Raw genomic sequence first — 19826 nt, 5'->3', positions numbered from 1 at the left:
AGCGCCGCCAATCCTTATAGATTATTAAAGCTATTTGAGAGAGCGAGAAAATGCTCGAAAGTATAGCGATCGCCAAAATTCTTTCAGCGGATAAGCAATAAATGTAATCGGATTAATCGTAACGATAATATCGCGGAGACCAAGGTTCGCTAAAGCGACGATCGCCCAAGCCACAAAATCTGCCGACATTACCCCATAGGGATTAAGATCACTTTTGAATGGGCCTAAAATTAGCTTGCGAATTTTGCAAGGAGCATCAAGGCGGCGTAAGGTCACCAAATCACCGATCGCGCGTTTTGATAGTTCATACAAAGGGCTGAAGGCAGGATTGACTTCAGCTTCGGAAGTATTTACCCAAATCTCCTTAGCGGTAATTGCTTGAGCATCAGTTACAGTTTCTAAGAATAAATCGATCCAACGGAAAACAGAAAAGGTATTGACTTCGTAGGATTTATAAATTGATATAGAATCTCTTGCGCCTAAAACATTTACACCATGATTAAGAATGAGAATATCGACTTTTTGTAAGCGATCGCGTAGTTCTGTTTCATGCCCTAGTTGCCAAGTCAAAACTTCTACTGCTTGATTGGACTGATTATCGCTGTCTGCAATTTGAAACTTAGGGTTAGGCGAAGTTGTTAGTGCAATGATCCTTGCCCCTTGCTTAGAAAGCTCTGTGGCTAATGCTCTGCCCATTGTGCCTGAAGCGCCTGTAATTGCAATACTTTTATCTTTAAATGACAAGGCTAAATCCAAAACCCTACCCAACAAGTGTAACCGCAATTTTATATAAAATCATATAACATGTTCTTAGTAGTCAAAACCTTTAACAAAGTGGGCTAAAAGTAGATTTTGCAACAGTTCCCATTTGATTTTAATGATTTACCAACGCCTGCCTATTTGGTGGGTGGATGGGTGCGCGATCGCATATTAAATCGTCAAGGTAAATATCTCGATCTAGATTTTGTATTGCCAGAGAAAACAGTTGAAATAGCTAATGCGATCGCCCGTAAGTATAGAGCGGGATTTGTGGTTTTAGATTCAGAGCGTCAAATTGCGCGGGTTGTTTTTAAAAATGGAACGGCAGATTTTGCTCAGCAAATGGGGCATAGTTTAGAAGCAGATCTGGGTCGGCGCGATTTTTGTATGAATGCGATCGCTTTAGAATGTCATCGATTAATTGGTGATTGGTCATTGGGGATTGGTGATGGGTTGTCAGCAGGCGAAGATTTTATTGATCCTTTTGATGGAATTGGAGATATACAAGCTAAGCGAATTAGGATGGTAGCTCCTGAAAATTTGGCGGACGATCCTTTGCGGATTTTGCGGGGATATCGACAGGCGGCTCAGTTAGGCTTTGAAATTGAAAGTTTAACTCGACAGGTTTTGATTAAATTTGCGCCAAAGTTAAAATCTATGGCTGCCGAAAGGGTTCTGACAGAACTGAGCTATTTGCTGTCAATCGGGAATGGCAGCCAAGGAATGATGGCTGCGATCGGCGATCGCATTTTAGAGGATTGGTTGCCAAGCCAACATTTGAATCTAGAACGATTTGCCAAAATTGAGAATGTGATTTCGAGCTTAATAGCCAAATTCCCAAATCTAGAATCATTTTTTAACAAGCATTTGTCAGGCGATCGCTATACTCTGGTGATTATCAAATTAGCTGCATTGACCAATAGTGCGACAGCCTTGGAATCGCTGGGACTAAGCCGCGCTGAGCAACGTTGGCTCGTCGGGATTCTGCGTTATCTGCCTCAATTCATCAAGCTTTTAGATCAAGCTTCACTCAAAGAGCAATATAAATTTTTTCAGTCTACTTTAGAATTTTTTCCTGCGATCGCAGCGCTGGCTATGGCTAGTGACAGTGAACTAGATGCGATCGCACCTTGGTTGGAGCGCTGGCTCAATCCTCAAGATGCGATCGCCTATCCTGTTGCATTAATTACTGGCGATGATTTGCGAAAAGAATTGGGAATTGCGCCTAGTCCTAAAATTGGCGAACTATTAGAGAATGTGAAAATCGCTCAAGTCGAAGGCAAGATTTCATCAAAACAAGAAGCGATCGAGTTTGTGGAAGCCCTGCACTCAAGTGCGGGCTAAAAGCTAAAACCCGTTGAAACGGGTTACGGAAAAGTATTCTTCAGTCCACTGAAGTGGACTTGAGCTTTTAGCCCGCACTTGAGTGCAGGGCTATTGTCTCACCAATTCAGAACCGTTTATAGATTTACGAACATGAATCTGAGTAGGTAATCTCTCGGCTAACGATTGAATATGTGTAATTACACCGATGAGACGATCCTGTTGGCGCAAGGATTCGAGGATTTGGGTGACAGATTCAAGTGTTTCGCTATCGAGTGTGCCAAAGCCTTCATCTAAGAAGAGACTGCCTAGCTCTATTCCCATTGACAATTTTTCTGATAAAGCTAGTGCCATTGAGAGCGAAGCAGCAAAGGTTTCGCCACCTGAGAGAGTGCGAATACGCCGTTTCTCGCCTCCGTTCCAGTTGTCAGACACCCAATAGTCACCACTTTCGATTTGAAGAATATAACGATCTTCAGAAAGCTGTTGCAATAGAACTGAGGCACGGTTAGCAAGTTCTTGTTGCAGACTATCAAGGATATATTCTTGGAACTTGTTGGATTGCAGATCTTGGGAGAGTGTGTGGTAAGTTTGCTCTTGAGCCTGTAAAGTAACTTTACGTTCTTCTAAATCTTGTGATTCCTGTCGCCTTTGCTGTGCTTGTTCTAGCCATGCCTTGATCGAAGCACGGGTTTCACTAGCTAGTTGGAGCTCCTGTTCTGTTTGTTGTAAATCTGCGCGAAGATTTGCGATCGCAATTTCATCAGTATGTTGATCTGCGATCGCCTCCGCAAACATTTGCCGACGAGTAGTTAAGTCCTGTTCTTGGCGCTGATAGGTGTCGATTTCTTTTTGCCATGACTCCATTTGCGATCGCGTAGTTTGAGCAGTCAGAAATTCTGATTCAGTAAAGTTGATAGATTGTAGTTCATTGAGCCAGTTTGTCTCTTGTTGAGTGCATTCAGCAATTGCGATATTATGATTATCTTGAGCTTTTGTGGCAGCTTCTTCTCGTTTCACAAAGGTTTCACGAGCTTTTTGGTAGGATTTTTCGATAGATTGGAGGCGATCGCTTAGTTCAGATTTTGCTTGCAAGATACTTTGACGCAATGATTCATAACTTTTGCCTGCGGTAATTTCTTGCAAACGTTGTGATACTTCTTGTAGCTGGGATTGACGGAGGACTTTCTCTTGTTCGGCTTTTTGAAATTCTGTTTGGGCTAATTGTAGGTTTTCTTGATTAAGGTTTAGCTTGCTTTCAGTATTTTGACAAGCGATCGCAATTTCTTTTTGCTCGTTAATCAGTTTTTGATAGGCTAATTCTTGTCTCTCTAATTCTTGGCGATCGCGAAGAATCTCTGCGGCTGTCCATTCAGTTTGGAGAATGTGATCGATCTGTTCTTGGAACTTTGCCACCTCTGTTTCTAATTCTGTAATTTCCTGAGTTTGGGTTTGCAATTGAATCTGCGAAGACTCTAAATTCGCCTCAAGTTTTGCCTTGTCTTCACGCAGTTTTGCTAACTGTCTCTCGTTGGCATCGCGCTGTTTCTTGAGAGTATCTGTATCGATTAGTTCTATTTTGAGAAGCTCTGGCAATCCCCCTATAACATAAAGATTATTGCAAACTGGGCAGTTGTCACCATCATGAAGCTCAGCACGCAAAGCATTAACATGGCTACTTTGTAAGGCTTGTAAATTTGAATCTTCTGCATTATTTAGGGTGATACTTGCGATTTGAAATTCATTTCCTGCCTTCGCGATCACTTGTTTAGATTTGTCTAATTGCAGTGTGAGGTTACTGCTTTCCGTTTGTAATTGTGTAGATTTTTGCTTTAGCTTCACAAGCCCATCTTGCAACATTTGCTGTTGAGCAAGCGGCTCGGCAACTTGGCGCAGACTTTCGAGACGCTGAGGATCGTTATGGGAATTAGCGATCGCAGTTGCAATTTTTTGTAATTGCTGAGTTGCATTTTGCAATTCTAGTTCAGCTTGTTTTGTTGCTTTTGTTGCTTTTTCAAGCTGCTGCGATCGCTCTAGAGTATTCTTGTTAGCACGTTCTAGCTCGGCAACGCATTGCTGTTGTTGCGTATGCAGAGCTTCCGCTAGAGCAAGGCTACGCTCTTGAGATTCTATATGGCTTTGAGCTTCAATTTGGTCGGTGCGAGATTGTTCCAAAATTTGTTGTTGCTTTTCAAGATCAAACTTAGCTATTTCTAACTGTTTATTTGCCCTTGTCAGATCGGCGATCGCATTTTCTACGCGCTTGCGAGTAGTTTGCAAAATTGTCCAAGTTCCTACAATCGAGTTAGCTAACTGAGCATTACGAAATTGAACTTCTAAGGCTTGGATCTTTGGCGCATCTTGCTGAAGCTGCTCTAATTTTACTGAAAGTTGGCTATATTGCTGAATTTGAGCAAACAATCTTTCTTCGGCTTCTAATAGCTTGCGGCTATTTTTCGATTTGATATCCAATTCAGGAATTGCAACTTCAAGATTTTCTAATTCTGTTTGTTGAGCATTCACCTCTTCAATAGTTGGCGCTTGCATCCCTTCAAGGACTTTATCTAAACCTTCTCGCTCAGCTTTAAAACGACTAGTGCGATCGCTTGCTTCCTTTCTCATTAGCTCGAATATTTGAAATCCTGCCAATTGCCGCAAAATCTCGCGACGTTTGCCAGCTTCACCTTTGAGGAATTCATCAAACTGTCCTTGCGGCAAAATGATTACACGGGTAAAGGTCTCGAAATCCATGCCAATGATTTCTTCCACCTTTTGCGTGGCACATCTTTCCCATTCTTCTCCTACTAATTCATCTAGCAGAAAGTTCTTTATATCAGTTTTGCCTCGATTGCGCCATGTTCGCACCACTCTATATTCAGTCTGCCGCATCACAAACCGAAATTCTACTTTTAATTGTGTTGCACCTTGGCTAACTAATTCTCTCGATGAATTGGGCTTTTGAGCTACCTTGTCATAGAGTGCAAAAGTAATTGCATCCAATAGCGAAGTTTTCCCCGCCCCCGTAGCGCCCGTAATCGCAAACAAATCAAGGCTAGAAAAATCTAACGTTTGACGAGTGCGAAAACTAGTAAATCCTTCGACAGTTAATTCTATGGGACGCATGATGTTTGGGTGAATTATGTTAAATCAATAAAGCGGCGCGAAGCGCCGCCTTCATTTATTTGGGTTTTATGTCCTAAGCAAAACTTTCATTGCTATAGCAATCAGTTAACAGTAATAATTAAAAAACCAACCCAGTAATCTTTTTGGGATCTCAAAATGGCGTTGCCATTTTGAGAATTGGGATGACAGCAATTAGCGATCGCCTCGCATTAACAATAACTGAACAAGTTGAAGTGCAGCATAAATTGCAGTCGCCACATATGTCCATGCAGCGGCGTTAAGCACCTTCCGAGCACCGATATTTTCACTACCTTGGAGAATGCCTAGCTCATCAATTAGCTTCAAAGCACGGCTAGAAGCATCAAACTCAACGGGCAAAGTAACAATGTGAAATAGGATTGCGGCAGCAAATAAAGCAATGCCAATATTGATAAAAGCAACACTCAAACTGCCTAGCGAAGTCAGAAATAGTCCTGCCATCACCATCAAGGGTCCAAAGTTTGCTCCGATATTTGCCACTGGCACAAGAGATGCGCGGATATTCATAAATTGATAACCGCGTACATCTTGCAAAACGTGACCACATTCATGAGCTGCGATCGCGGCAGCAGCTAGTGATGATGATGCATAGACTGATTCTGATAAGCGCACTGCCTTCGCAGAAGGATCGTAGTGATCAGTCAGTTCTCCTGCCACTTGCTCTACAGTCACATCATAAATACCCATGCGTTGCAGGATGGTTTGAGCAACCTGTGCACCTGTCATTCCAAGGCTTGATCGCATGTCTGCATATTTTTCGTAAGTTGCTTTGACTCGCTGCTGCGCCCAAAACATCAAGATCATCCCTGGGATCAGGATCAAATAGGATGGGTGAAAAAACATTTACTTTTCTCCTTTAGACATTTCTATTTATGATTATGCCCTTGTCGCTATGGTCTCTGGCGGTAGTGAAAACACTACTGATCCAAAATTCAGTTTTGCATTATGTGCAGATAGACGTAAGCGGCGCATCACACTAACTTAGTTTTGACAGAGCATTGATTAACTTTTGATTTTCATGTTCCAAACGCACTGCCACACGAAAATAGCGATCGCCTAATTCAGGAAAACTCAAACAGTCGCGAATGAGGATCTTGTCATCTTGCAATAGTTCCTTTTGCAAAAGAGAACCCGCAACTTCAGTTTTCACTAATAGATAATTGGCAACATTTGGCAAGGGATTTAAACCAGTTATTTGCGATAAACCTGTAAATAGTTGCGATCTTGCTTCCGCAAGCCAAGTCCAAGTTTGTTGTTGAAATTCCTGATCTTCAAGTACCGCAATTCCTGCTGCTACTGCCAAAGCATTTACACACCAAGGATCGCGCCATGCTTGCCAACGCTGTAAACGATCAGGATGGGCGATCGCATAGCCAAGTCGTAAACCTGGCAAGCTATAAAATTTAGTCAGCGATCGTAAAATCACTAAATTAGGATGTAATGGGACTAAATCAATTAAACTTTGCTGCTGCTCTGGTGATAGAAAGTCCATAAATGCTTCATCAATTACAACTAGGGCAAATTGTTCTAGATAAGGCAAAAGACTATCCCTAGAAAATAGATAACCTGTAGGATTATGGGGATTATTGATTAATATTCCTTTTGTATGAGAATTGATAATTTGGGGGGATTCTATCTTCAACTTTAAATCCTGATTGTCAAGTAGAAATGGATGCTTTTCTACTTGACAATCAAAAGTTTTGAGAGCGCGATAATAGTCAGTGAAAGCTGGCGTAAATAGAACTGTTGCCGACAGTTGCGAAAGATCTCGTCCCACCCATGTTAATAACTCGGCAACCCCATTACCTGCCAAAATCCATTCTGGCGATAACTGGTGAAACTTTCCTAAAGCTTGCCTGAGTAATGTGTATTCGGGATCAGGATAATGATTTAGCTCAGTTAAGTGAGATTGAATCGCCTCGATCGCAGATTGAGGGGGGCCAAGAGGATTAATACTTGCCGAAAAATCTAAAATTTGCTCCTGCCCAATACCAGCAAGACTCGCCGCCCATAGACGATTTCCCCCATGTGTTGGACGTGCGCGATCAGTTACTTGCATAGATTTTATATTAGTTGATTTGAATTCATTATTAATTTACGCTCCTTATCCCCACAACTTACAGGAATACAGGTTAAGCTAGGATTAATCATCGCTTCTTACGTCACAATCTATGCTACGAATTGTCACCCAGAGAACTGAAGCAGAATCCGAAATTAAGCGGATTTGCGATCGCATCTATGACGATCAGATGATCCATAAAGAAGCCACCGTCACAGAAATCATTCAAACGATCAGGCGCAAAGGCGATAGCGCCCTTTTGCATTACACCTCAGAGTTTGACGGACAAGACTTTACGGCGGCTGAACTGCGTGTAAGTGGATCAGAACTTGATGCTGCTTATCAGCAAGTCAAAGGCGGGTTGCTGAAAGCAATCGAATTAGCGCATCAGCGTATCGAAGAATTTCACAAAATGCGTGTACCACAAAGCTGGGTGCACTTTGGCGATAAAGACGTAGTGTTGGGCAAGCGCTATACACCTGTTGACTCGGCTGGTATTTATATTCCTGGGGGAAAAGCAGCCTATCCAAGTACTGTTTTGATGAATGCCGTTCCTGCAAGAGTAGCAGGGGTGAAAAAGATTGTGATGGTTACACCACCAGGGCAGGAACGCACGATCAATCCTGCTATTTTAGTGGCAGCTCAGGTGGCGGGTGTCGAAGAGATTTATCGCGTGGGTGGAGCGCAGGCGATCGCGGCTTTGGCTTATGGGACTGAGACCATCCCCAAAGTCGATATGATCACTGGGCCAGGGAATATCTATGTCACTCTTGCCAAGAAACAGGTATTTGGCAGGGTGGGGATCGACTCGATCGCAGGACCTTCTGAAGTTTTGATCATTGCTGATGCTAGTGCTAATCCTACTTATGTAGCTGCTGATATGCTAGCCCAAGCCGAGCATGACCAGATGGCAGCTTCGATCCTAATTACCAATGATTCCCGCCTTGCTAATCGTGTTAGCGAAGAAGTGAATCGCATGTTAGAAAGTCATCCGCGTCGCTTGATGACAGAGAAGGCAATCGCTCATTATGGCTTAATCGTTGTCGTCGATAGTCTCAAAACTGCCGCTGAGCTATCCAATCAATTTGCGCCCGAACATCTAGAACTCGAAGTTGAAGAGCCTTGGCAGCTAGTTGATCAAATCCGTCACGCGGGAGCAATTTTCATCGGACATGCTACACCTGAGGCCGTGGGTGACTATCTAGCGGGACCAAATCATACTTTACCAACCTGTGGTGGTGCGCGTTATTCATCGGCACTGGGGGTCGAGACTTTCCTCAAGCATTCTAGTTTGATTCAGTACAGTCCTGAAGCCTTAAAGGAAGTATCGGGTGCGATCGCCCTACTCACCGAAGCTGAAGGCTTACCATCCCACGGTGATTCGGTAAGATTACGCCTACAAGATCTTTAGTAACTATGGTTATTGCTAATTCTGCGGCAACATTAACTATTCTCGAAAACGGCGATCGTTTGAATCGTGTTGAATTTGAGCGCCGCTATACAGCCTCAAACATCAAAAAAGCAGAACTAATCGAAGGACTTGTTTACGTGGCATCTCCCCTACGTTTTACTCCCCATGCAGAACCACATGATCGAATCATTGGTTGGTTGATTGCATACCAAGCAATGATGACTGGATTAAAAGTTGGTATAGTGCCGACAGTTCGGCTTGATGCTGATAATGAACCGCAACCAGATGCAGTTCTATTTCGGCTAGGCGGTAATGCTCAAGTCGATGAAGATGGCTATATTACAGGTTCACCTGAATTAATTGTCGAAATTGCCGCGAGTACTGTTTCCTATGATTTACACGCTAAAAAACGTTCCTATGAACGTAATGGGGTAAAGGAATACATTGTTTGGCGAACATTGGATCAACAAATTGATTGGTTTATTTTAGAAAATTGTCAATATGTGGAGTTAACTCCCGATGCCGCAGGAATTATGCATAGTCGCGAATTTGAGGGATTAAGGCTCAACGTAACCGCAATCCTAAATGGTGATATGTCAGCAGTACTCAAAATATTGCAATAAAAAGAACCTCCCTACGGGAGGTTCTTTTTTTAAAAGCCCATTACTTTTGCAACACTCGTAATATCTGGCGCTATGCCTTTGTGTAATTTAGATTCGGCACAGGCGATCGCAGTGTCAGGATCTTTAATGCCATTACCAGTTAAGACACAGACTATCGTTGCTCCTGAAGGAATTTGATCGCTGACTTTCAGCAACCCAGCCACCGAAGCCGCACTTGCAGGCTCACAGAATACACCCTCTTCACCTGCTAAGAACTTATAGGCTGACAAAATCTCGACATCAGTGACACTATTAAAAGCCCCATCGCTTTCTTCTCTTACCCTGAGAGCCTTTGCCCAGTTGGCAGGATTACCAATTCTGATCGCAGTAGCGATCGTTTCGGGCTGATCAAAAATTTTGCCCGTTACTAATGGTGCGGAACCAGCCGCTTGAAAACCCATCATGCGAGGCAGCTTCGTAGACTTCCCTAATGCATGGTACTGCGAAAATCCCATCCAATAGGCGGTGATATTTCCTGCATTTCCCATGGGAATACAGAGCCAATCAGGAGCGTCACCGATCGCTTCCACCAGTTCAAAGGCAGCCGTTTTTTGCCCCTCTAGACGATAAGGATTGACAGAATTAACTAGGGTAATCGGGAATTTCTCAGACATTTCCCGCACGATTTCTAAGGCTTGATCAAAGTTTCCATCGATCGCAATTACTTCCGCCCCATAAATTAATGCTTGACTCAATTTACCAAGGGCAATTTTGCCGTCAGGAATTAATACAAATGCTTTTAGACCACCACGCTTAGCGTAGGCTGCCGCCGCCGCCGATGTATTACCTGTACTGGCACAAATTACTGCCGCCGAGCCCGCCTCTTTGGCTTTAGAAATCGCCATGGTCATGCCACGATCTTTAAAGCTGCCAGTAGGGTTAAGCCCGTCATATTTGAGTAAGACTTTGATATTGCGTCCGAGCCTCTGGCTCAGAGCGATCGCAGGAATTAGGGGAGTATTGCCTTCATGCAAAGTTACGATCGGGGTCTGGTCTGTAACTGGCAAATAATCCGCATAGCGACATATCAGTCCGGGCCAACCATGAGGAACTGTAGAGGCAGGGTAAAGATCGAGACGAGTATCAATCACGCTTTCTTAGTGTCTACAAAAATTTATAATTTATTAAACCTAGTTTAGCCCCTGTTTAACCTTTAGTTGAAGCGATCGCCAAAATATCGATTTAGTAAGCTCTCAACCTGTGACGACTTAACATAGCTATGGTGAGCCTTATTTGGCATGATTACCAAATTAGGTGCTTGTTTGCATCGCTTCTGGCATCCAGTTTTTTGGATTTGGACGCGATTACTTAAGCCGCGATCGCGTAATTCTTCTTCCAAACGCTGATAAATTTCTTTGCCACCACTTTGCCAACAGTCTGATTTGTGGCAAATCAAAATACAAGCTAAATTCTTCTTTTTCTTCAATTTTACTGAGCCATAAGTGTCTTAGACCCAAAACCTATTCCGCTCGCGCAGCGGGCGTAATAGGCTTTGGGTTTGTATATTTAATTTTGTTTAGCTACTTATAGTAATCCTAAATAGTTTGTGGGATTGTTCACCAAAGGTGAACAATCCCACAAACCCCAAATTATGGTTGTAGATACTTTTTAAAGAAGTCGAGAGTGTATCCAATTTCCAAAACTTGGTTGCTACGCTTGCTAGAGCCGTGACCTTCATCGGGGAAAATGACCAATTGCGAGGGAATTTTTTTCTGCTCTAGAATTTTTTGAATTTGGATTGCTTCGCCAACAGGAACACGCGGATCGTTAGCACCTTGGATAATTAGTAAAGGAGCTTTGATGCGATCGCTATAGGTCAAAGGTGATAACTCAATTAGAGCATCACGATCCTTGACAGGATCGCCATATTCACTGATGCGGAGAATGCGACGATAGGGTGCAGTGTTATTTAAAAAAGTAACTAGATTGCTAATCCCCACAATGGATACACCTGCATCATAACTACCTGCAAATTTGGACATCCCGATCAGAGCCGAATAGCCGCCATAGCTGCCGCCAACAATACCGATTTTGGGCGTGATTCCGTTAATTTGCCAATTTTTGCGGATGTAAATCGATGCATCTTCGATGTCGGTAATTACTTTCAGGCGATCGCGTCCATTGTCAGCATTGAGCCAAGTTTTGCCATATCCTTCGCTACCGCGCACATTTGGTTCTACAAATATAAATCCTGCATTCACGAATAACTGCGCGTAACGATTAAATCCTGGAGTACTCTGTGCTTCTGGTCCTCCATGAAAATGCACGATGACTGGACATGGCTTTTCGAGTGGATTTTGAGCAGTGTTTTCACATTGAGGCGAGCTATACACAAACATCGGAATCGATACGCCGTCTCTTGTTGTGTATTTCTCAAGCTTAGCTGCGGCAAACTTACTAGTATCGATTTCGGGAGTACTAGGCAATACCCATTGGGTGAGTTTCTGGGTTTGCCAATCGTAAACATAGCTAAGGCGAGGCGCTTTGGCAGTTTCGACACCAATGGTTGTAAAGCGTCCATTTCGAGTTGTAGAACCTGTATAAACTTGATCGGCGTTGGTAAAATCAGGTAACTTAATTTCCTCGAAGGTATCGGCTGCGATCGCCTTAAGTCTTGTGTAACCACCATCATTAATTGAGTAGAGAATCCGCTGACGCTGGTCATCAATCTCAAAGTTAGACACATCCGCTTTTAACTCTGGAGTAATCGGTGTGAATTTCTTGTCTTTGTAACAATATAGGCGACGAAATTCACTAAATTTTGGTGTTAATACGAGGTATTCATCAGCTTTTACGCCGTAGCTAATACTGTATTCTTGCTGCTCATTCTGACCAATCAGAGGAGTGGTTTGCCTAGTTTTGACATCGTATTCGTAATATTCTTGCGATTGGCTACCTGTGGCTTTGGCAAAGAGAAACTTTTCGCGATCGCCTGTTTTTGGGTTTACATATACATCAGCAATCCACCAAATACCATCACCACCAGAAATTTGCACTTTCTTTTTGGTTTGCAAATCATAGCGATAGATCACAACAGAGTCTGGTTTGATATCGTTAGCACTAAAATAAATCGTGCGAGAGTCATTTCCCACATATTGCAGTGAAGTTCGCACACCTGCTTGCTGCTGAATTAGTTCTAATTCTCCGCCCTTAGTCGATTGTAAATATAGCCCTGGATTTTCTTCGCCTTGGCGATCGCGTGACAGGATTAAATATTTTCCATCTGGAGTCATGCCTGAAATGGTTGTAGCATCTTGTCCGCCTGTCACCTGTACAGGAAATTTTTGCGCTCCATCCAGTCGCCATACCTGCACAGTTCCCGTAATTCCCCATGTAAAGAACATCCGCTTCCCATCGGGTGTCGCCATGCCCAACCCTGGCGATCGCACATCCAAGATTGATTCAATTGGTCTCGTCACCGTTGGCGGTAATGGCGTAGGCGCATAGCGTTTGAGGATTGCAGGGTCGAGGCTCTCTTTACCTAGCCCTGTATATTGAGCCACCGCAGGTGAAGTTGAGAATGCAAAGCTAGCAAGAATAATTGGAAAAATTAGCGATCGCTTATTCATATTGGGATTTAACGGCTCTGATTTTTATACTACGCTACATTATTCATCAACAACCCCTAAGTAATTAGCTCAGCAATACCAAAGAACAAAATGCTGGAGCCATTTTGTTCTTTGGTATTGCTTTCTTGATTAATCGATCGCTTGAAATTGTAATTCCAAATCAAATATTTGAGAAAAGGTTTGCGCGATCACAATTTTTACCTCTTCAATACTCACATCAGATACAAACTGATTTAGATTACAAACATGGCAATCTGTGATTCCGCAGGGAACAATGCACTCAAAACCTGATAAGTCCATATTTACGTTTAAAGCGAAGCCATGCATGGTTATCCATTGACTAACTTTGATTCCGATTTGAGCAATTTTTTGGCTTTGCCCAGATTGATTGATCCAAACGCCAGTTAAGCCTTGAATACGTTTTGAAGGTACATCAAATTTAGCTAGAACTTGAATAATAACCTCTTCGAGTTGTCGCAAGTACCAATGTAAATCATGTTGATGATAGTCAAGATTTAAAATTGGATAAGCAACCAACTGCCCGATCGCATGATGGGTAACTTCCCCGCCCCGCTCGATACGATGACATTCGATATTAGGATCTTCGGGACTAAATTTCAAAAACTCTAAGCTCGAACCTTGTCCCAACGTATAAACGGCGGGATGCTCGATTATTAATAGCACATCAGGTAAGTCTTTCTCGTTTTTTCTAGCTTGTTTGCGCTCTTCAACCAATTGCTTTTGCCATTGCCATGCAGTGAGGTATGGGATCGGGCGATCGCTTTGATAAAGCAAACAAGTTCGAGGCATATCAAAATCCAGAATAAATACAGAAAAAGCACCATAAACTAGTTTATGGTGCTTTTTCTGTATTTATCTTAGAGCGCAAAGCGCTAACAATTAGAACGGAAGACTAGGAATACTAGGAATGTTTGGTATTGGTATTCCTGGGATCGAAATCGGAAAGTTTGCGCCTGGGAATAGTCCATTAAACACAGAACGAACTTTATCGATGCCTGGGATTTGGTTAGTAAAGCCCTCAAATAAATTCCCCTTGAGCAAACTTACAAACTCATTTTCAGTAAGCTGCTGAATTATTCCTAAAGCACCACCCTGATTAACTTCAACTTTTTCGCCAGCCTTCAGCACAACCTCATCAGGTTGCTGCGTAGGTGATATTGGCTTCTCAATTTGAAGTATGGGTTTGTCATTAGCAGGTTTACCATTTAATGGCTCAACAGGTTTTCCGTCTTGGGGTTTTGGAGTGTTTATTCGAGGTGTTGTCGTTGGAGGTGTCGTCGTTGGGGGGATCACCGACGGAGAAGGTCCAAACTGTTTAAACTTAGGTACGGTAGTTGGAGAAGTGACGTTAGGCTTTTGATTTGAAGGACTCGTTGGCTTTGGATCAGTGGGTTTTGTTCCCGTTGTGGGTTGATCCTCTTCATCAATTATTGGAGTTGCGTTACGCTTAACCACAACTTCGCCTTCTAACACTTTGACCTGTTGATTGCCTGACTCATCTACTTCTAGTAAATAAGTCGTGCCACGTACACCTGTCGTAATCGAAGATGAGCAGGCGTTAACTGCACCATTGATTAAAATTGTTCCTCGCTTGAGTCGAGCACATTGTCCAATACTTAGTACTGAATTAGCTGATAGTCTCGCAACTGCTCCAGTATTAAACAGTAGTGCTGTTCTAGAATTGCCTGTACGAACTTGCTGCTGTTGCCTTGCTACATCATTAACGGATGCTCGCTGATTTTGAATAAAGACTTGGTTGCCGTCTAGAATTTCCTGCACAGTCGCTTGAGTCGATTGGGCAGAAGCAGGAGCTAGCTGGGGAGCAGCTAAGGCAAAAATACATAACCCTGCAAAGAAAAAGGCAAGTCGTTTTTGACGATGCTGTCTAACAAGTTTTTGCGAAGATTTCTTGAAAAGATTCCATAAATACATATGTGATTGTTCTCCCTACTTGAGCATGAGAAAGGGTTTAATAAATTCAAGGCTGCGTCCCAATTTCCCGATCGCTAATCGCAAAGACAGTTACATTATGCAAAAGGTTTCATTACCATCTCAGATACTTCCCGACAAGGTAGCGATCGCTACGAACCAAGTGAGCTATCAAACTAAATTTCGCACACTTTTGATGGATATTTCTGTTGAGATCGCCAAAGGAAGTAAAACTGCGTTAATTGGCGCAACAGGATCTGGGAAAACGACATTTTTGCGTTTGCTCAATCGTTTAACCGATCCATCAGTGGGGACAATTACTCTCACTGGCAAAAATATTCAAGAAATTCCGATTCAAACTTTGCGGCGGCGAGTCTTGCTGGTTCCACAGGAGCCGAGCTTATTAGGAATGACTGTTGCTGAAGCGATCGCTTATCCTCTAACGTTGCAAAATTTTACACAGAGCGAAATTAATGCGAGATCGCAAAAATGGCTAGATAAATTGCAGCTTGATTCTAAACTGCTAAATCGATCAGAGCTAGAGTTATCACTTGGGCAAAGACAATGGGTCGCGATCGCCAGAGCCTTAGTAATGGAGCCAGAAATACTATTACTGGATGAGCCCACATCAGCTTTAGATCGTGGGTTATCGCATTTATTACTAGATGTTTTAACTGAGCTAACCCAATTACCTCAGCCCGTAACAGTGGTGATGATCAATCATCAACTTGATTTAGTCCAAACTTGGTGCGATCAGCTAATTTGTTTACATAAAGGTCAGCTAGTCCAAGATGAGATCGCTAGTCTTGTTAACTGGAGCGATATTGATAATTTGTTGAGACGTGATTCTACTTCCCCTGAAAACGATGAATTTTAAGACAAGGCGACACTTCGCGACATCTTTTCTTAAAATTTAGCCAATTTGATAAGTTTGATTTCTTCCTAACTCTTTCGCTCGATATAGCGCATAGTCGGCAGCCGTCAGCAACACCGAAGGGTGAGAATCGGTAACAGGAACCAAAGAAGTTACGCCCATACTTAGCGTTACAAGCTGGCTAACTGCTGAATCTTCATGGGGGATTGCTAACTCTTGAAGGCTCTGCCGAATAATCTCAGCAATTGCGATAGAGCCTTCTATGTCAGTATTCGGCAATACAATCACAAATTCCTCACCACCATAACGCGCTACCAAATCCGCAGGACGATGTACAGATTGCTTGATTAAAAGCGAAACTTTGCGGAGACAATCATCCCCAGCCACATGACCATAGGTGTCGTTATAGTTCTTAAAAAAATCAATGTCACACATGATCAAAGACAAGGGCAAACGCTCTCTTGCTAGTCTCTGCCACTCTTGATCTAAATATTCATCAAAGCAGCGGCGATTGGCAAGCTGAGTTAAACCATCTAAATTGACCAATCGCCCTAATTTTTCATTAGCTTCTTGAAGTAATGTTTCCGCAATAATCCGACTATTAATTTCTTGCTTCAGTCGTTCATTTTGTTCTTGTAGCTGTCTTTGTAATCTACGTAATGTAAGCTGATTCTCGACCCTTGCCAGTACTTCCGCAATTTGAAATGGCTTAGTAATATAGTCAACACCACCCACTGCAAATGCTTGTACTTTGTCTAAAACTTCGTCCCGCGCACTAATAAAAATTACGGGAATATCACGAGTGCGATCGCTAGATTTTAATTGTTCACAGACCTGAAACCCATTCATATTGGGCATATTAATATCTAAAACTACCAAGTCAGGCATCTCAGTCTGTGCTGTTGAAACTGCTTTTAAGCTATCACTTACACCAATTACTTGGTAACCCCTACGGGTCAACATAGTTATTAATAAATGTAAGTTAGGCTGCGTATCATCTATAACTAGGACATACTCTTTTTTAGGCAAGGCTTCAGGCAGTTGCATTTTCCTATCTTCAGACCGTTGTGAACGCAAGTATTAAAATTTATTGCTCTATAGTATGGGTTTTCAGAGCCTAATTACGTCATATCTCAAAGATATCTGAAGACCTGATTGTTTACTAGACTATTTGTCTATCTAGATTGTTTTAGCAGGTAAACTTTAGACTATGTGTATCTTAAAACATGTATTTGGCTGATCTTTATAGCTATCGCCACGTTAAACCCAAGGATAAAAGGCGGCGCTCTGCGCCATCTTTTATCCTTGGGTTTCTAGCAATTGCCATATCAGTTAAGATACAGAGTAGTGTTGATTGCTTTAGGCTTCATCATAAATTTTCTTAATCATTGTGTTAGCTAATGTCTAGTAGTGCATCTCAAAGAATCGATCTCTCAGGAAGTGCTTTGGGAATGGTCTCAACTATTAGTTTCCCTGCAATTGTGGGAACTGCTGACATGATGCTCAAATCGGCAACTGTGAGACTGGTCGGATATGAAAAAGTTGGTAATGGTTTTTGCACAGCGATCATACGCGGACAGATTACTGATGTCCGCATGGCAGTAGAGGCTGGCGCAGAAACTGCTAGAGAATTTGGGCAATTAGTCTCAACGATTGTGATTCCCCGCCCCTACCCTAATTTAGAGGCGATTTTGCCAATTAGTACCCGACTTAGTCAGTTAACCGATGGGCGATATAGCCGTCTGAGTAATCAGGCGATCGGGTTGCTAGAAACACGCGGATTCCCAGCGATGGTGGGAGCTGCTGATATGATGTTGAAATCAGCAGACGTGCATCTAGCAGGCTATGAAACGATCGGCGCAGGACTATGTACGGCAATTATTCGCGGTAACGTGGCGGATGTCGCAATCGCGATCGAAGCAGGGATGTATGAAGCCGAGCGCATTGGTGAGTTTCATACCTTGATGATTATTCCTCGTCCTCTTGACGATCTTGAAGAAACCCTACCGACATCAGAATATTGGATCGAATCACCAATACCTGTAAATATCCCGATGATTGCTTTACAAGAACAAGAAAGAGAATTAGTACAATTACCTAATCTAGAGATTGCCGAAGTGGAAACTATTTCGATTGGCGATCGCTAACCACTCGCAAAAACAAACTATCAGTTTCTCGCTATTTGTCTTGGTTGTGAATCCTTAAATTGAAAAATAGTGTAGTAAGAGAATTTGCAGCCTGAACTCCTTCTCTGTCAAGGGAATAAGCCCTGATTATATCGACTATTTAGATTTATCATGACGGCTTATATTGTCAAATGTACCGCCACTAGTTATCGTAGATATAAAGATAGAGTTGAATATATTAGTATTATTCAATTTCTCTGATTATTCAGATTTAGAATGGCTACACCAGTAGTAATAAATACTTAAATTGGTTGTTTTTTAAATAACTATCTAAGTAAATAATTGCAACAAGTCAAAGGATATCTGTAAATTAGCTGCGAAAAGCTACTTTCAAAAAAGTAGTTACAAAAGTGCGCCAAGCGTCATCTCATTTTTATTTTGTATTAAAAATTTGAAATTTGATGTTTCAAGCGAACCGATCGTAGCTAAGATCAATAGTTGCGCTCGTGCATCTACATCTTTTGATAGATACAACCGCGAGAACTTCAGTTTTTTAGAGAGTCGTAAGGATACTGGCTAAATTATGCCGATCGCTATTGGAATGATCGAGACTAGAGGCTTTCCCGCAATTGTAGAAGCGGCTGATGCCATGGTCAAAGCAGCTCGTGTTACCCTTGTGGGTTACGAGAAAATTGGTAGTGGACGAGTAACTGTCATCATCAGAGGTGATATCTCTGAGGTGAAAGCATCCATTGCTGCTGGTGTTGAAGGTGCAAATCGGGTTAATGGGGGCGAAGTTGTTTCGACTCACACCATTGCTCGACCACACGAAAACCTAGAATATGTACTACCTATTCGCTATACGCGAGAAGTAGAACAATTTGCTTTTTAGACTTGTTTTATTTGATTGCTTTTTCTGATTGTCTCAAAAAGACTTTCAAAAAAAAGTATCAAAAGACTAAATTTTCATTAATTTCATTATTTATTTTTCTAGGAGAACATGAATTATGGCAATCGCAGTTGGAATGATTGAAACCCTTGGTTTCCCTGCCGTTGTAGAAGCAGCAGATGCCATGGTAAAGGCAGCTCGCGTAACCTTAGTTGGATACGAGAAGATTGGTAGTGGTCGCGTTACCGTTATCGTTCGTGGCGATGTATCCGAAGTACAAGCTTCAGTAGCAGCAGGTACTGAGTCTGTCAAACGTGTAAACGGCGGACAAGTACTTTCTACACACATCATTGCTCGTCCTCACGAAAACCTTGAGTATGTTCTACCTATTCGCTACACCGAAGAAGTTGAACAGTTCCGTGACAATGTAAACTCCATCCGTCCTATGAACCGTCCATAGTTAGGGCTTAACTAGCGCGATCGCCTTTCGCTTTGCCTTTCACTTTTGGTTTAGTGTGTCGATTTAGTTTAGCGATTGACTTGTTAGCTTTCACATCTGTTCACGTACTTATAACAATATGCAAATCGCTAGGGTTTACGGTACGGTCGTCAGTACCTACAAAGAGTCCAATTTGTCTGGAACTAAGTTTCTGCTTTTGCAACTTGTTGATTTGCAAGGGCAGCTACTTCCAGATTATGAAGTTGCTACTGATACAGTTGGTGCTGGCGTAGATGAGTGGGTGCTATTCACCCGTGGTAGTGGCGCAAGACAAGTGCGAGACAGTGAAAATCGTCCGATTGATGCAGCGGTTATCGCCATCATCGACACAGTTAGCCTAAGCGATCGCACTCTCTACAGTAAAAAATATAGTGAGAGAATGCAATAGTGACATTTATTAATTATTTATTAATAAGTATTTATCACTAAAGCTTTGGCAATCAGCGCTAGTAAATAATAGTTCTCCGATGTTGTAGCTTAAGTTGTTATTTGGAGGAGCGCTTTTAAGTTCTTATACTCTCGATTTTGAAAATCAAGATATAG

The 19826-nt window shown here is 42.4% G+C and carries 18 protein-coding genes; 8 read left to right on the top strand and 10 right to left on the bottom strand.

The genetic code is table 11. The features are described from left to right. Nucleotides 1-30: 30 nt before the first annotated feature. Nucleotides 31-768: a bifunctional sterol desaturase/short chain dehydrogenase gene (locus PseudUWO311_RS15340; protein ID WP_223807600.1), complete on the bottom strand. Its 738-nt coding sequence runs from the start codon at nt 766-768 to the stop codon at nt 31-33. 84 nt (nt 769-852) lie between these two features. Between PseudUWO311_RS15340 and PseudUWO311_RS15335 the strand changes: the two genes are divergently transcribed. After that, a complete protein-coding gene (locus PseudUWO311_RS15335) occupies nt 853-2103 on the top strand; it encodes a CCA tRNA nucleotidyltransferase (protein ID WP_142656113.1) in 1251 nt (416 codons plus the stop codon). 90 nt (nt 2104-2193) lie between these two features. Here PseudUWO311_RS15335 and PseudUWO311_RS15330 read toward each other — a convergent pair whose 3' ends face one another. The 3 genes from PseudUWO311_RS15330 to cobD form a co-directional block, all read right to left on the bottom strand. Further along, on the bottom strand, nt 2194-5205 hold the full coding sequence (locus PseudUWO311_RS15330) for an AAA family ATPase (protein ID WP_142656112.1): 3012 nt from the start codon (nt 5203-5205) through the stop codon (nt 2194-2196). 192 nt (nt 5206-5397) lie between these two features. Next, on the bottom strand, nt 5398-6087 hold the full coding sequence (locus tag PseudUWO311_RS15325) for a zinc metallopeptidase (RefSeq protein ID WP_142656111.1): 690 nt from the start codon (nt 6085-6087) through the stop codon (nt 5398-5400). Between the two features lie 133 nt (nt 6088-6220). Then, nucleotides 6221-7303: a threonine-phosphate decarboxylase CobD gene (gene cobD / locus PseudUWO311_RS15320; protein ID WP_142656110.1), complete on the bottom strand. Its 1083-nt coding sequence runs from the start codon at nt 7301-7303 to the stop codon at nt 6221-6223. 112 nt (nt 7304-7415) lie between these two features. On the opposite strand from cobD, the gene hisD reads away from it, so the two are divergent. Both hisD and PseudUWO311_RS15310 read left to right on the top strand, forming a co-directional pair. Further along, nucleotides 7416-8714, top strand: coding sequence for a histidinol dehydrogenase (gene hisD / locus PseudUWO311_RS15315; protein WP_142656109.1), 1299 nt, complete (start codon nt 7416-7418; stop codon nt 8712-8714). A gap of 5 nt (nt 8715-8719) precedes the next feature. After that, nucleotides 8720-9337, top strand: coding sequence for a Uma2 family endonuclease (locus tag PseudUWO311_RS15310; RefSeq protein WP_142656108.1), 618 nt, complete (start codon nt 8720-8722; stop codon nt 9335-9337). 29 nt (nt 9338-9366) lie between these two features. Here the strand turns inward: PseudUWO311_RS15310 and thrC are convergent, their stop codons facing one another. The 5 genes from thrC to PseudUWO311_RS15285 all read right to left on the bottom strand — a co-directional run bounded on the left by thrC (nt 9367) and on the right by PseudUWO311_RS15285 (nt 14898). Further along, on the bottom strand, nt 9367-10467 hold the full coding sequence (gene thrC, locus PseudUWO311_RS15305; protein ID WP_142656107.1) for a threonine synthase: 1101 nt from the start codon (nt 10465-10467) through the stop codon (nt 9367-9369). Nucleotides 10468-10529: 62 nt separating this feature from the next. After that, nucleotides 10530-10772 (bottom strand): (2Fe-2S) ferredoxin domain-containing protein, encoded by a 243-nt coding sequence (locus PseudUWO311_RS15300; protein ID WP_190303519.1) that lies wholly within the window; start codon nt 10770-10772, stop codon nt 10530-10532. A 193-nt stretch (nt 10773-10965) separates the two neighbouring features. Then, nucleotides 10966-12945 (bottom strand): prolyl oligopeptidase family serine peptidase, encoded by a 1980-nt coding sequence (locus tag PseudUWO311_RS15295; RefSeq protein WP_142656105.1) that lies wholly within the window; start codon nt 12943-12945, stop codon nt 10966-10968. A 129-nt stretch (nt 12946-13074) separates the two neighbouring features. Further along, complete coding sequence (gene lipB, locus PseudUWO311_RS15290) at nt 13075-13755, bottom strand: lipoyl(octanoyl) transferase LipB (protein ID WP_142656104.1); 681 nt, start codon at nt 13753-13755, stop codon at nt 13075-13077. 90 nt (nt 13756-13845) lie between these two features. Further along, nucleotides 13846-14898: a FecR domain-containing protein gene (locus PseudUWO311_RS15285; RefSeq protein ID WP_142656103.1), complete on the bottom strand. Its 1053-nt coding sequence runs from the start codon at nt 14896-14898 to the stop codon at nt 13846-13848. Nucleotides 14899-14923: 25 nt separating this feature from the next. On the opposite strand from PseudUWO311_RS15285, the gene PseudUWO311_RS15280 reads away from it, so the two are divergent. Continuing rightward, nucleotides 14924-15772 (top strand): energy-coupling factor ABC transporter ATP-binding protein, encoded by an 849-nt coding sequence (locus PseudUWO311_RS15280; protein WP_223807598.1) that lies wholly within the window; start codon nt 14924-14926, stop codon nt 15770-15772. Between the two features lie 36 nt (nt 15773-15808). Here PseudUWO311_RS15280 and PseudUWO311_RS15275 read toward each other — a convergent pair whose 3' ends face one another. Beyond that, entirely contained in the window at nt 15809-16816 is a 1008-nt protein-coding gene (locus PseudUWO311_RS15275) for a PleD family two-component system response regulator (protein WP_142656102.1), read from the bottom strand. Nucleotides 16817-17169: 353 nt separating this feature from the next. Between PseudUWO311_RS15275 and PseudUWO311_RS15270 the strand changes: the two genes are divergently transcribed. From PseudUWO311_RS15270 to PseudUWO311_RS15255, 4 genes are all read left to right on the top strand, one after another. Next, nucleotides 17170-17916 carry a carbon dioxide-concentrating mechanism protein gene (locus PseudUWO311_RS15270; RefSeq protein WP_142656101.1) on the top strand — a complete coding sequence of 249 codons (747 nt, stop codon included), beginning with the start codon at nt 17170-17172 and terminating at the stop codon, nt 17914-17916. Nucleotides 17917-18478: 562 nt separating this feature from the next. Beyond that, a complete protein-coding gene (locus tag PseudUWO311_RS15265; protein WP_009625737.1) occupies nt 18479-18787 on the top strand; it encodes a carbon dioxide-concentrating mechanism protein CcmK in 309 nt (102 codons plus the stop codon). 115 nt (nt 18788-18902) lie between these two features. Next, the gene (locus PseudUWO311_RS15260; RefSeq protein ID WP_009625736.1) at nt 18903-19244 is read left to right on the top strand and encodes a carbon dioxide-concentrating mechanism protein CcmK; all 342 of its coding nucleotides are present in this window, start codon (nt 18903-18905) and stop codon (nt 19242-19244) included. A gap of 118 nt (nt 19245-19362) precedes the next feature. After that, a complete protein-coding gene (locus PseudUWO311_RS15255; RefSeq protein WP_142656100.1) occupies nt 19363-19671 on the top strand; it encodes a EutN/CcmL family microcompartment protein in 309 nt (102 codons plus the stop codon). Nucleotides 19672-19826: the final 155 nt, after the last annotated feature.

The sequence above is a fragment of the Pseudanabaena sp. UWO311 genome, from assembly GCF_006937785.1.
Lineage (GTDB): Bacteria > Cyanobacteriota > Cyanobacteriia > Pseudanabaenales > Pseudanabaenaceae > Pseudanabaena.
This window is presented reverse-complemented; position numbering and strand designations above follow the sequence as displayed.

Coding starts and splice junctions, on each gene's coding strand:
- hisD (WP_142656109.1), top strand. CDS start 7,416: ATGCTACGAATTGTCACCCAGAGAACTGAAGCAGAATCCGAAATTAAG.
- PseudUWO311_RS15270 (WP_142656101.1), top strand. CDS start 17,170: ATGTCTAGTAGTGCATCTCAAAGAATCGATCTCTCAGGAAGTGCTTTG.
- PseudUWO311_RS15255 (WP_142656100.1), top strand. CDS start 19,363: ATGCAAATCGCTAGGGTTTACGGTACGGTCGTCAGTACCTACAAAGAG.
- PseudUWO311_RS15275 (WP_142656102.1), bottom strand. CDS start 16,816: ATGCAACTGCCTGAAGCCTTGCCTAAAAAAGAGTATGTCCTAGTTATA.
- PseudUWO311_RS15285 (WP_142656103.1), bottom strand. CDS start 14,898: ATGTATTTATGGAATCTTTTCAAGAAATCTTCGCAAAAACTTGTTAGA.
- PseudUWO311_RS15310 (WP_142656108.1), top strand. CDS start 8,720: ATGGTTATTGCTAATTCTGCGGCAACATTAACTATTCTCGAAAACGGC.
- PseudUWO311_RS15260 (WP_009625736.1), top strand. CDS start 18,903: ATGGCAATCGCAGTTGGAATGATTGAAACCCTTGGTTTCCCTGCCGTT.
- PseudUWO311_RS15325 (WP_142656111.1), bottom strand. CDS start 6,087: ATGTTTTTTCACCCATCCTATTTGATCCTGATCCCAGGGATGATCTTG.
- PseudUWO311_RS15330 (WP_142656112.1), bottom strand. CDS start 5,205: ATGCGTCCCATAGAATTAACTGTCGAAGGATTTACTAGTTTTCGCACT.
- PseudUWO311_RS15265 (WP_009625737.1), top strand. CDS start 18,479: ATGCCGATCGCTATTGGAATGATCGAGACTAGAGGCTTTCCCGCAATT.
- PseudUWO311_RS15295 (WP_142656105.1), bottom strand. CDS start 12,945: ATGAATAAGCGATCGCTAATTTTTCCAATTATTCTTGCTAGCTTTGCA.
- cobD (WP_142656110.1), bottom strand. CDS start 7,303: ATGCAAGTAACTGATCGCGCACGTCCAACACATGGGGGAAATCGTCTA.
- PseudUWO311_RS15280 (WP_223807598.1), top strand. CDS start 14,924: ATGAGAAAGGGTTTAATAAATTCAAGGCTGCGTCCCAATTTCCCGATC.
- lipB (WP_142656104.1), bottom strand. CDS start 13,755: ATGCCTCGAACTTGTTTGCTTTATCAAAGCGATCGCCCGATCCCATAC.